The sequence below is a fragment of the Polynucleobacter sp. MG-27-Goln-C1 genome (assembly GCF_018881905.1).
GTDB lineage: Bacteria > Pseudomonadota > Gammaproteobacteria > Burkholderiales > Burkholderiaceae > Polynucleobacter.
The window spans coordinates 642,592-654,679 of record NZ_JACVPM010000001.1; the positions used below are offsets into that span (position 1 = coordinate 642,592).

The window sequence follows — 12,088 nt, forward strand, 5'->3', positions numbered from 1 at the left end:
ATGTCGGATATTCCAAACCCATTAGCTGCATTTGATATCTTCAACTCACGCTTTGAAGACAGACCAAAAAAGAATAAGAAAAACAAAGCAGATGCCATTAAAAAACTGTTCTCCAAAAAAATAGCGAAGAAACTCTTTGGCAAGAAATTTGCCACTAAAGCACGGGCTGAATTAACAACTCAAGAATTGGTCGCTCCCCAAAAGGCTTTAACTAAAGTAAAACGTCCCGCATTTCAAATTACGTGGGCTAGCAATGCGAGCGAAATTAAAGAAGCTCAACGCCTACGCTATAAAGTCTTTGCAGAAGAAATGGGCGCAAATCTTCCTAAGAATGCAGAAAACTTAGATATTGATGATTTTGATGCCTATTGCGATCACTTACTCATTCGTGATCAAGAATCGCTTAAGGTAGTAGGTACATACCGAGTGCTACCTCCACACAAAGCTATGGAAATTGGTCGCTTATATTCTGATTCTGAATTTGACTTGTCACGCTTAAATCATTTGCGTCCAAAGATGGTTGAATTAGGCAGATCCTGTGTCCACGCAGACTATCGTTCTGGAGCAGTCATCATGGCACTATGGAGCGGTCTTGCCCAATACATGCAAAAGCATAACTATGAAATTATGCTCGGCTGCGCAAGCATTCCGATGGCCGATGGTGGTCACTTTGCAGCTAGCCTCTATAACTCTCTCAGCAACGAACAAATGGCGCCAGTAGAGAATCATGCTTTCCCACGCCTACCACTACCCCTCGATCGCCTTAATGGCGGCTTACAGGTGGAGCCACCTCCATTGATTAAGGGTTACCTGAAATTGGGGGCAAAGATTTGTAGCGCTCCGGCCTGGGATCCAGACTTTAATACTGCGGATGTTCTCACTATGCTCCGCCTATCTGAAATCAATCCACGCTACGCTAAACACTTCTTAGGGCTTTAGGAATTACTTCAAGCTGATGGTGTAAGGCCGGCCGATACGCTCCCATTCGGCCGCTTCCTTTTGTAAGCTAAATTCAGTTAAGGGGTGTTCTTTAGCCCATTCTTTTGAAAGACTGACAAGGTAGGAACCATCATGCTCAGATACTTTCATCTTAGGAAAATTGCCGTCACTACGACCGCGGCAAAGCACTTGGGCTAGACGTAAACAGAACAACATGCGCCAATCAGAGAAGTTTGGATTATTGGCCAGCTTGCCCAATTTTCCGGCATGACCAATTAGTAATGCAGCCAATCTCGCCTGATCATTTTTAGAGAAGCCTGGCATATCAGCATTGCCTGCAATATAGGCTGAATGTTTGTGATAACCGTTGTGAGAAATCGATAAACCAATTTCGTGTAAGTTCGCAGCCCATTGGAGCAAAGCAATATTGTCCGCTCTACTCTCCGAATCTGGCTTAGGCAATTGAGCCAAAAATTCTGCAGCCAGATTGCCGACTCGTTTGGCCTGCTCTCGATCTACGGCATAGCGCTGCATAAATTGCTCAACCGTCACAAAACGCATATCGTCATGCTGAGAACGGCCCAACAAATCGTATAGAACGCCAATGCGCAAGGCGGCATCAGTCACTTCCATACTCTCAATGCCAAGCTCATCAAAGATGGCAATCATGATCGCCAGTCCACCAGGCCAGACAGAACGTCGATCGTCCTTGAGACCATTCAACTCAACCTGACTGATGTGCTCGTACTTTAGAAGGTGCTTCTTCATGGCCCTCAGGCCATCGCGGGTGATTAAACCACTAGAGCCATTCACTCGCCCCATTGTCAAACCATCGGCCTGACCATTAAAGTTATTTTCAGCGATGAGCTCCGCTAAGGCACGGGCAGTACCCGATGATCCTATAACTTGCTTCCAACCTGACTTCAAATATGCCCCAGCGATTACTTGAATCTCTCGACGTGCAGCTAGCTCGGCCTCTTTAAAGGCGTGAGAATCTATATTTCCCTTAGGGAAGAAACGCAGACTATGGGAGACACAGCCAATGTAAAGGCTCTCCATGAGTTTGGGTTCGTAGCCCTTGCCAATAATGAGCTCGGTCGAGCCTCCGCCGATATCCACTACTAGGCGGTTACCATGTACAGCGGGCACCTCATGTGCAGCCCCAATATAGATTAAACGCGCCTCTTCAACGCCCGCAATGATTTCAATCGGGAAACCCAAAGCCTCTTCAGCATCACGAACAAAATTTGCAGCATTTTTTGCTACCCGAAGTGTATTTGTGGCTACGGCACGGACCTTGGAGGGATCAAAGCCTCTAATGCGCTCACCAAAACGGCGTATCGCAGTAATTCCACGCTGATAAGCGTCATTACCGAGTAATTTGTCATCAGTTAAGCCCGCAGCAAGACGGACTGATTCCCGTAAGGTATCAATAGGACGCAGCTGAGTACCGGATGGAGTGTGGACAACTTGGGCAACCAGCATCCGAAAACTATTTGAGCCTAAGTCGACTGCGGCGACTAAGTCTGATGCATTTTTTCCAGAGATGTCTTTATGTAATGCCAAGATGGTTCCAATAGGGCTAGGCTTTAATGAATATGTCTATTTTATGAAATTATCGTGACATATTCGTGAAAAGAACAGCTAGTCTACTAGCTTCCCTATTGAAATCAGGCTATGCGGCTAAATTTTGCTCAGAACTAGAGCAATCTACACTCCCAAAACTACAGAAGACACAACAGTCACCAGACTTAGGCTTCAAAATAGTGCTACAGGATGGGCAACGATATAGGTGTTGAGAAGTTCCGCGAGGAATCTCTAGAATTTCATGACCCTGACAGTTGGGGCAAGTAATTTGGGAATGATGGTTTTGAGCAAGTGTATTCACAGCTGAATATTGCACTGAAAATATTTCAAAATGAAGACAACCCCCAAATTGAATGCAAAGGATCAATCTGTTGTACTAGGACTCCAGAATGCCTGATTTACAAAGTCCATAGAGGCTAATCTTGCAATCAAGGCATCCATTTTTGCACCCTCAACCGCAGAAGCAGTCAACACCGCCTGAATCTCTACGTCATCGACTCCAAATTGATGCACCTCGACATCTTGAGTTTGATAACCAGCAGTTTCAAGGATATCTATAAATTGCTTCAGAGCTATTTTTTGAGAGTGTTTTGGGGTGATGATGTATACAGAATTGGTAACCTCAACCGAGTCCGTATCTAGTGGCTGCTGATTAATTAAGCTAACCACTGGTCGCAATAGCGTATTGGCTGCGAGAACAAACAAGGTTGCGAGCAAGGCCTCCAGAATCAGATCGGCGCCCGCGCATACACCAACGGCAGCCGATCCCCAGAGTGTCGCAGCAGTATTGATGCCCCGAATATTGCCCTCTTCGCGCATGATGACGCCAGCACCCAAAAATCCAATACCAGAAACTACGTAGGCCATCACATGAACAGCGCCTTCATGCCCAACCAAGCGATTGGCCGCATCTACGAAAATAGCGGCGCCAACTGCAACCAAAATATTGGTGCGCAAACCCGCAGTTCTTTGGCGATACTGGCGCTCAAGTCCTATCAAGCCACCGAGTAAAAAGGCCGTGCTTAGGCTAATGGCAGTATCTGCCAAAGAGATGAAATTGATATTGTTTAAAGACTCCATGTAGCGATCATACTCAATTCAAACTAAGATTAAAACTAAGAAGCATGCCCAAGCAGGAGCCATAATCAAACTGTCATATTCTGACTAGACAATGATTGATTAGCTAAACATATCCATTATGTCAAATCCTACTGCACTTAAGCGTCGCTCATTCATCAAAATGGCTGTTGCCACTCCCATGCTGCCAATGGGGTCTGCTGGTCTTTCAGCGCTCTTCAGTAGCTCCCCATTAATTGCTGCCGAAACTGCCTCAGGCTTTAAGTCTGCAGAATTTATTTCTATGGAGGCGCCTTCTCTAGCTAATCCAGAAGCAATGGCTACTACTTCAGTAGGGTCGATGCTCGAAATCACGATGCAGGACGGGAACAAAAAAGTATACAAACTGGCTTATGAACCATTCTTCATCACCGGTGATATGGTCCCAGATGGTAAGAACGGAAAAATATTGGCTGGAGGATATGTTGATATCCACAATAGGCCGATTATGGATAACTCCGTATTAGGCAAAGAACGGCAATTCTTTTCTGATTGTCCGGATGGAATGTCTTTATTGAAGCTTGAAAAGGCGAATGTTAAAGGTGTGCGGGGCAATACGGTATTTGCAGTGGTTCAATTTGAATATACAAATACCAACCAGAGCAATGAAAAAATGTATGGTGTGCTGCCCTCTCAAATTGCCGTCTTAACACTCAACCAAGACCCGGCTAGCGGCAAACTCACCTTAGTCAAATACACTCCTGTAGATACTTCCAGCGCCCAGGGCCTATGGATCACCTGTGGTGCTAGCCTATCACCATGGAATACGCATCTATCCAGCGAAGAATATGAACCAGACGCACCCTTTGCGCATGAGAATCCGCGTTTTAAAGCCTTCAGTAAAAATCTTTATGGCAATGAAACTAGTGCAAATCCATACAACTATGGCCACCTGCCTGAAGTAACCGTAAATCCCGATGGAACGGGCACCCTTGTAAAGCATTATTGCCTCGGGCGTATTTCACATGAATTGGTCGAAGTAATGCCTGACAGAAGAACCGTTTTAATGGGTGATGACTTTACGAATAGCGGTCTATTTCTTTTCATTGCGGATAAAGAAGCTGATCTGTCTTCTGGAACGCTTTATGTAGCCAAACTAGGTCAAGGATTTTCCATAGATCCAAAAGACGAAGGTGCAAAATTATCTTGGATCAAGCTGGGTCATGCCACTAGCGATGAAATCAAGAAACTAGCTCTGACTTTAAAACCATCAGACATCATGACTGTTTTAAAGACCGACCCTAATGACGAGACATTCACCAAAATTTACTATGATGGTGTTGCAAATTGGGTAAAGCTGAAACCCGGAATGGAGAAGGCAGCGGCATTTTTAGAAACTCATCGCTATGCCTATTTAATGGGCGGCAGTATGGGCTTTAGCAAGATGGAGGGAACTAGCGCCAATCTGAAAGATAAAGTTACTTACTTTGCCCTGCAAAATATACAAGACTCCATGATCAAAAGTGGGAAGGGTTGGAATTCACAGAGCATGATTGATCTCGACAAGCCTTTGATCGCAGGCGCCATCATGACTAGCAAGCTTGAAGGCAAGCAATACGATCAAACAGGAAGCCCAATCAAGAGTCTTTGGGTTCCAAGTCAATTATCAGCGCTGATGGTTGGTCGAGATATTACTCAAGATGAACTCGGCAATTTAGCAGATCCCAATACCATCTCCAATCCTGATAACTTAAAGTTTTCTGAAAAGTTAAGGACCCTCTTTATTGGGGAAGATAGCAGCACCCATGTAAATAATTTTATTTGGGCCTATAACGTAGATACCAAGAAACTCAGCAGAATTGCCTCCATGCCGTCTGGCGCAGAAGCAACCGGCTTAAGTGTGGTTGATAACCTCAATGGCTGGACTTATATCACCGCCAACTTCCAACATCCAGGGGATTGGCTAGGAAAATTACATGCAAAGGTTATGCCCATATTGAATCCCTTGATTCAAAAGAATTACAAGAATCGATTTGGTGCTGCGGTAGGCTACATCACCGCCAAGCCTACCGGCATCAAGAGCACCTAACCTCTCTAACTCGATACCAGCAGGATTTATTTCAGAGTTTTCTTCCTGCTGACTTGAATTTTTCCAGCCTTGACTGCCTGACAAAACACTTCATAGTCAGCATGATTCTGCTTTGCATAGGACTGAGCAAAACTGTACATCGCATCATCAAATTCTTGCGTTTCTCCACAATAACCAGAAATCATTGCAGCATCGCCTGAGCGGGCATGGCCCAAAGCAAGAGCCCAGCCAAATAGCTTGGCGTAATCAGGAAAGTTCTTGAGAGAAACGCCGCCAGGACCTACATTAATACCGCCCTTCATATCCCTTAGCTGACGAAGATAAAAGTGCTGATTAAGATTAGCGCCGTCCATAACAAATCCTGAATTTAAGAAAATATCAGGAGCGCCTTGCAACAATCGCTGTCCAGCCACTACGCGGCGACCCATATTAGGATAAATAGATTTACCAAGATAAGGAGTTAATACCGACTCCTGAGCCTCCTTATATTGCAAAAAAAGCGGATCTCTTGGGCTGTTACCTTCAAAATACAGCACCATACAAGTCGTACCCACACTCCCCACACCCACCACCTTTCTAGCGTAATCCTTCAAGGCATAGTGCTGGAATAAGACCTGACGATCAGCCAATAAAGTGCTACTGTAATTTAATAGTGCCCTATCGACCAGATCAACCATCGGCTTACCATCAATTGATTTATCAAAGTGCTCAATGAGCGGTGGCTTATTAATAATTTTGCGATTCTTGCCTACTATTGTTGTGAGCTTTTCCAATATCTGAATATTATTTTGCCCTTTCGTCTCTTTTAAATAGGCATCCAAAGTTTTTTGATGGGCGCTATTAAAGTGCTTACGAACATCTTTCTCTCCAATAAATTGCTGAGCAAGATCAAGATAGGGCATATGAGCATACTGAGCCATACGCTTTCGATACTCAGAGCTGATTCGATGCACTAATTTTTTGCAAATAGCTGGGCTACCACCCAAGGTTTCACAAGCGATGACGGCGCTGGCTACCAAGCGCTTTATGTCCCACTCCCAGCTACCCGGAAGGGTTTCATCAAAATCATTAATGCCAAACACTAAGCGATGCTCGGCCGTTCCAAATAAACCAAAGTTAGAGACATGCATATCCCCACAAAGCTGAACAATGATGTTGGTGCTCGGTTGATTAGCCAAATCTTGCGCCATGATGGCGGCACCACCACGATAAAAGGCAAATGGCGATTGCAACATCCGCCCATAGCGAATGGGAATAAGTGATGCAATCCGCGACTCAGCCTGCTTCTGAAGAATTTCAATCGGACCAACCCGATGCTTTGGAGGGGTATATAGGGCTTGATCGGCAAAGCTAATAATCTTGCGTAAGGCCCTGCCATCTTTTAAACGCCTCTGAATGCTCAACTGCTTACCTTTGTGCGTCTTAACAGGCGTAAGGACAGAAAATTTGCTTACAGATTTTGGTGTGGACTTGGATTGTGCTCTAGGGCTTTTTTTGGTGGCCGACATGCCTGCTCCAATGTGAATGATGAACACATTATTACAGCACCCCGAAGAATCACAAAATAGCTACTGGCTAAACTTAATTCTATGGTGAATACTTTGTAGGCGCTCTCTCAGCTCCAAGCGATCCAACTTAGCTATAGGCAGATCCAAGAGTAATTCAATCCGATTGCGCAAACCAATTTCTACCTGCTTGAACGCATGCACCATTGCCTCATTACCACCTTCGACTGCCGCTGGATCCGGAAACCCCCAATGGGCTGTTGACGGATGGCCTGGCCAGTATGGGCAATCCTCCCCGACTGCGGAATCACATAAGGTGATAATAAAATCCATCTTTGGTGCACTCTGGCGCCCAAATTCATCCCAACTCTTGCTCCTAAGAACTTGCAATGGGTAACTCATCGATTTGATTAACTCTATCGCTATTGGGTGGACCTTCCCAACCGGCTTTGCTCCTGCAGAAAAACCTACAAATCGACCATGACTTAGAGTGGTAGCAAGAGCCTCAGCAAGAATTGATCTGGCAGAATTTCCAGTACACAGAAATAAAATATTGTGGGAATCACTCATCACGATTTATTTTTAAATAATTTCATCTAGCTTCAATGCGAATTTGCTATCTACAACAAAGGTGTTTGCAGCAGTTCGTAATTGAAATAATTCGGATGCAAGTAATTGCTGATTTGGATCACTCTGAGCTAAATTGACTATGGACTCAGGTTGATGAAGAATGCGGGATAAATTGCTTTTCATTTCAAGAGTCATCATGCTCAATCGCTTTCAAATCAGTGTGCGTGGATTCATCCCAATACTAGAGAGCTAATATTTCAGTTTGATTAAAGTAATGTGACAGGATTTTTTCGCTAAGCTTCAATTACTCTAATCTGTCACATTGACACGATAGCTTGAGGGCTTTACTTAAGATAAGTCACTCCAGCAATGCGCTTGGTTGTCCTACCCCTCCTTTTGATCCCCATTCTTAGCTATGCGTTTGAGCCTCTCAATACAGATGATGCAGGAACTGTTGCTATAGATCGAAATCAAATAGAGCAATATTTTTTTAAAACTGCATCGCATGGTGGCGGTAAAAATAATACGATAGATATTCTTACCCCAGGAGAGGAATATTTCGGCGGTGAAAACGCCAAAGCATTTCCACTCACCTACACCCGCGGTATTACGGATAATCTGGAGGCTTCCATAGGAGGCACTTATTTTGCAAATCCGCAAGGCAATTATTCACCAGTAGCAAATAAGGTTATTGCGTTTAAATGGAGATTTGCTCAAGGAGATCAGGGGGAATGGGCACTAGCGATAAAGCCTAGTTTTACATTGCCTGGATCGCAACAGCAGCAGGTGCATGGATTAGATCTTGCTCTCCCCAACTACGGCATTAATCTGATTGGCTCTCGGTATTGGAATGAAGTTGAATTGCACATCAATGCTTCTTATATGAACTCTCCCTACAATACCAATTATCAAATTGGTATGAGCTCTGACCCAAATCGAACTAACATCCTATTCTTTTCAGTCGCACCAGTTTGGACGGTTTTGAAGGGTGTGAGATTGGCGATAGATGTAGGCATTACAACCAATCCACCTAGTAACGAGCAATATTTAACAAGCTACGCGCTATTAGCAGCCATCCTCTCGGCAACAGATGATTTGGATATTGGGCTATCGTATATGCGCAGTGCAACTAATGTGGGAGTAATCCTCTCCCAAAGTGGGGCGAGCTCTTCACGATCTGAAATTGGATTTACCTGGAGATTCTAATGACATCCAAACACCATAAACCTAACGCATTAATCTTGATATTTACAGTTTTGATGTTTTTACCTCTTCAGAGCGCCGAGGCGGAAGTATTTAAGTTTGTCGCACTGGGTGATATGCCCTACTCTCAACCAGCAGACTTTGGTAGATTTGAGCGACTCATCAAAACCATTAATTCTAAAAAACTCGCATTCTCAATTTTTGTAGGGGATACAAAATCTGGCAGTACTCCTTGTAGTAATGAGCATACCCAGAAAATGACAGGCTATTTCAACTCGTTTAAATCCCCTTTGATTTACAGTATTGGCGATAACGAATGGACTGACTGCCATCGCATTTTGGCAGGAGGATATAACCCTCTGGAGCGCTTAGACTATATCCGCGCGACTCAATTTTATTCTGCCAATAGCTTTGGAACAGTGAAATTAAAGCTGCAGCGTCAGGCAGATGTAATGCCAAGTTTTAGTAAATATGTAGAAAATTCCCTGTGGACTAGGGGCGGCTTCTTATTTGTAAACGTCCATATCCCGGGCTCCAACAACAATCTTGGGCGAGATGAAGAATCCAATAAAGAGTACGCATTGCGCAACCAAGCGAACTTAGCATGGATAAATCACGCCTTTGATCTAGCAGCAGCAAAAAAATACATAGGAATCATTTTTGCATTCCAAGCTGATATCTTTTACTCCGTTGAAACGGCTAATGGTGCCAATAGCGGCTATCGCGAGACCGTATCCACCTTACGAGATCGATCTGAGAGCCTACCGATCCCCATGCTCTTGATACATGGCGATAGTCACCAACTAAAAATAGATCAACCCCTACTCAACAGGAATAATAAGCCACTAGAAAATGTATACAGACTCGAGGTGATGGGCGCAGACCAAGTACAAGCGGTCGAAGTGCAAGTGAACCCACAAGAATCCAGCCCTTACAGCTTTCGCCCACTTTTAATTCCCTTGAATGTCATTGGTGATGAAAAATAAATAGCAAGGGCTTGGAATGTAGCTATGGAGTATTAACTCCCAAGGCGATGGTTGAGGTAACGGTTTGCATAGGCCACCCTTGCTTCGCGCCACATCAACAAGGCTTTAATGATTAATTTTTTCATATCAGCAGATCCATTCATGGTTATGGAGAGACTCTTAAGAGGAATATGCCCTCATAAGAAAATTCATCATAGATACACAATGAGTCAGTAGTATGTCAAAGGCTATTTAAATCATGACATCCTTACAATCTTTAGTTCGAATGCCATATCACAATCAAAGCAATCTCCTACCGTGAACCAAAATCTAAATCTCCCCTTCCCAATTAATGGCGTCGTCTTTGCTTGGGCCATGACTAGCTCAGGCAAAAATCATGAAATTCCCCTGTTTGAGATTGCCGAGGCACTAAACAATCCAGACATATCAATCTGGCTTCACCTCAATCTATCCAACTCCCAAGTTCAGCGTTGGCTTAAAAATACCAACTTAGTGCCGGAGCGCGTTGTAGAAATGATTGATGAAGGGGTAACCCGAAGCCGACTAGAGAGAATTGAAAATCTAGATGACTGCTTACTCATGGTGATGAATGATTTTCATCAAGAGTTTGGAGAAAAGGATGGCGATTCAAGTCTGGGCACTTTATGGGCAATTCTCACGCCTCGACTGATGATATCCCTTAGAAATAATCCGCTAAGAACAACGGATAAATTACGCTCAGATTTAAAAAATGGGCAATTAAACCCGTGTTCAGCCATTGAACTATTTCACGAGCTAATTGATTTACGCGCAGAGTATTTAAGAACTCTTCTGATGCGCCTATCCGAAACCATGGATGATTTAGAGGAGATCTTACTTAAGGGCAAGGAATTGCCTGAGCATGAATACTTAGGTCGAATACGCATTCAATGCAGTCGCCTACGTCGCCAGTTCTCACCTGAACTCATCGCCCTGCATCGCCTGCAAAAGCGTCTGCCTTACTGGTTTTCTGATGAGGATAAGTATCGATTGAATGATGACTTAGACCTACTCTCCTATTTGGTTCAGGAAATCTCCAACTTATATGACCGCGCTAAGGTGCTTCAAGATGAACAGTCGGCACACGTTGCTGAATTTAATGCGCGCAATTTGCAGGTTTTGTCTGTGATGACTGTGATCTTCTTGCCTATGACCCTGCTAACCGGCATTATGGGTATGAATATGGAAGACCTTCCGGGACTCAAGGAGTCCTTCTACATTGTGATGACCTTGATGGCTAGTGCTGGTGCTGCCGTATATATTGCGCTTAAAGTTAGAAAAATTATTTAACACCTCGTTTTTTATAGAAGTCCTAGTAAAACTTCAAATGTATAAAAGGGTATATGGAATATTGGAACTTGTATGGTGAGATGGTTATTCGCCTTCTTCTGGCACTATTGGCCGGAATAATTTTGGGCTTAAATCGTTGGTTGCACCACAAATCTGCAGGCATTCGAACCCACTCGCTCGTAGCGATTGGCTCGGCTACGGCCGTACTCTCGATAGGACACCTTGGCTCAACTGATGTTCAAGCCCTAAGTCACGTATTGCAGGGTCTGATCACTGGTTTAGGATTTTTGGGCGCAGGCGTGATTATTAGGGAGCGCAGTTCAAATCGAGTTCATGGTCTGACCACTTCAGCGAGCATCTGGTCTTGCGCCCTAATTGCTGCGGCATTCGGGGCTGGTGAGCTCATTCTAGGTGGTTTAGCGCTGACTGCAATCATTATTACCCTCATCATAGGGGGTCCACTAGAGCAGCTATTGAGCAGACTCACTGGGGTCAAGCGCGAATCAGAAATTTCCCCAGATTCAGACTAAAAACCGCATTTAAAGGCGAAAAAATCAGTTTTGTCATATTACTTTGCTAGCATTTGATCGTTCTGATTACTTTTACCTGGAAAACCCATGAGCGATTACAAATATGAAGATGCTGTAAAACAGCTTCAAGAGTCCGGCGCCATTGGCTTACAAGACTTTAAAAACCTGTCTTATGAAGATTTAAATGAACTTCTTGAGGAAATCAAGGTCTGGTGTCTCTATGCAAACGGTAAGCTAGATAAGCTCCCGAAAGAATCCAAAAAGAAAAAAGACAAGAAGGATAAGAAAGACAAGAAGGATAAAAAGGATTAAGTC

Annotated in this window: 13 protein-coding genes; 7 read left to right on the forward strand and 6 right to left on the reverse strand. The window is 44.1% G+C overall.

Annotated elements, in window-relative coordinates; all coding sequences use genetic code 11:
- Window positions 1-939 carry a GNAT family N-acetyltransferase gene (locus ICN14_RS03335; protein WP_255535938.1) on the forward strand — a complete coding sequence of 313 codons (939 nt, stop codon included), beginning with the start codon at window positions 1-3 and terminating at the stop codon, window positions 937-939.
- Window positions 940-942: 3 nt separating this feature from the next.
- Here the strand turns inward: ICN14_RS03335 and ppx are convergent, their stop codons facing one another.
- From ppx to ICN14_RS03345, 3 genes are all read right to left on the reverse strand, one after another.
- Window positions 943-2,505, reverse strand: coding sequence for an exopolyphosphatase (gene ppx / locus ICN14_RS03340; protein ID WP_255535939.1), 1,563 nt, complete (start codon window positions 2,503-2,505; stop codon window positions 943-945).
- Between the two features lie 109 nt (window positions 2,506-2,614).
- On the reverse strand, window positions 2,615-2,827 hold the full coding sequence (locus ICN14_RS10410; protein ID WP_370624809.1) for a GDCCVxC domain-containing (seleno)protein: 213 nt from the start codon (window positions 2,825-2,827) through the stop codon (window positions 2,615-2,617).
- Between the two features lie 62 nt (window positions 2,828-2,889).
- Window positions 2,890-3,606 carry an MgtC/SapB family protein gene (locus ICN14_RS03345; protein WP_216224765.1) on the reverse strand — a complete coding sequence of 239 codons (717 nt, stop codon included), beginning with the start codon at window positions 3,604-3,606 and terminating at the stop codon, window positions 2,890-2,892.
- Window positions 3,607-3,721: 115 nt separating this feature from the next.
- On the opposite strand from ICN14_RS03345, the gene ICN14_RS03350 reads away from it, so the two are divergent.
- Window positions 3,722-5,671 (forward strand): PhoX family phosphatase, encoded by a 1,950-nt coding sequence (locus tag ICN14_RS03350; RefSeq protein ID WP_370624810.1) that lies wholly within the window; start codon window positions 3,722-3,724, stop codon window positions 5,669-5,671.
- 26 nt (window positions 5,672-5,697) lie between these two features.
- Here the strand turns inward: ICN14_RS03350 and ICN14_RS03355 are convergent, their stop codons facing one another.
- From ICN14_RS03355 to ICN14_RS03365, 3 genes are read right to left on the reverse strand one after another with little or no spacing between them, the layout of a single operon-like run.
- Window positions 5,698-7,179: a DUF2252 domain-containing protein gene (locus ICN14_RS03355; RefSeq protein ID WP_216224767.1), complete on the reverse strand. Its 1,482-nt coding sequence runs from the start codon at window positions 7,177-7,179 to the stop codon at window positions 5,698-5,700.
- Between the two features lie 60 nt (window positions 7,180-7,239).
- Window positions 7,240-7,746 carry an arsenate reductase ArsC gene (locus ICN14_RS03360; protein ID WP_216224768.1) on the reverse strand — a complete coding sequence of 169 codons (507 nt, stop codon included), beginning with the start codon at window positions 7,744-7,746 and terminating at the stop codon, window positions 7,240-7,242.
- Window positions 7,747-7,758: 12 nt separating this feature from the next.
- Entirely contained in the window at window positions 7,759-7,929 is a 171-nt protein-coding gene (locus ICN14_RS03365) for a hypothetical protein (protein ID WP_216224769.1), read from the reverse strand.
- Between the two features lie 186 nt (window positions 7,930-8,115).
- On the opposite strand from ICN14_RS03365, the gene ICN14_RS03370 reads away from it, so the two are divergent.
- The 5 genes from ICN14_RS03370 (at window position 8,116) to ICN14_RS03390 (ending at window position 12,085) form a co-directional block, all read left to right on the forward strand.
- Window positions 8,116-8,952: a hypothetical protein gene (locus ICN14_RS03370; RefSeq protein WP_216224770.1), complete on the forward strand. Its 837-nt coding sequence runs from the start codon at window positions 8,116-8,118 to the stop codon at window positions 8,950-8,952.
- Entirely contained in the window at window positions 8,952-9,935 is a 984-nt protein-coding gene (locus tag ICN14_RS03375) for a hypothetical protein (protein ID WP_216224771.1), read from the forward strand. The genes ICN14_RS03370 and ICN14_RS03375 overlap by 1 nt, the downstream gene beginning before the upstream one ends.
- Before the next feature lie 297 nt (window positions 9,936-10,232).
- Window positions 10,233-11,243 carry a CorA family divalent cation transporter gene (locus ICN14_RS03380; RefSeq protein ID WP_370624802.1) on the forward strand — a complete coding sequence of 337 codons (1,011 nt, stop codon included), beginning with the start codon at window positions 10,233-10,235 and terminating at the stop codon, window positions 11,241-11,243.
- A 53-nt stretch (window positions 11,244-11,296) separates the two neighbouring features.
- Window positions 11,297-11,773: an MgtC/SapB family protein gene (locus ICN14_RS03385; protein WP_216224772.1), complete on the forward strand. Its 477-nt coding sequence runs from the start codon at window positions 11,297-11,299 to the stop codon at window positions 11,771-11,773.
- Between the two features lie 87 nt (window positions 11,774-11,860).
- Window positions 11,861-12,085, forward strand: coding sequence for a hypothetical protein (locus tag ICN14_RS03390; protein ID WP_216224774.1), 225 nt, complete (start codon window positions 11,861-11,863; stop codon window positions 12,083-12,085).
- Window positions 12,086-12,088: the final 3 nt, after the last annotated feature.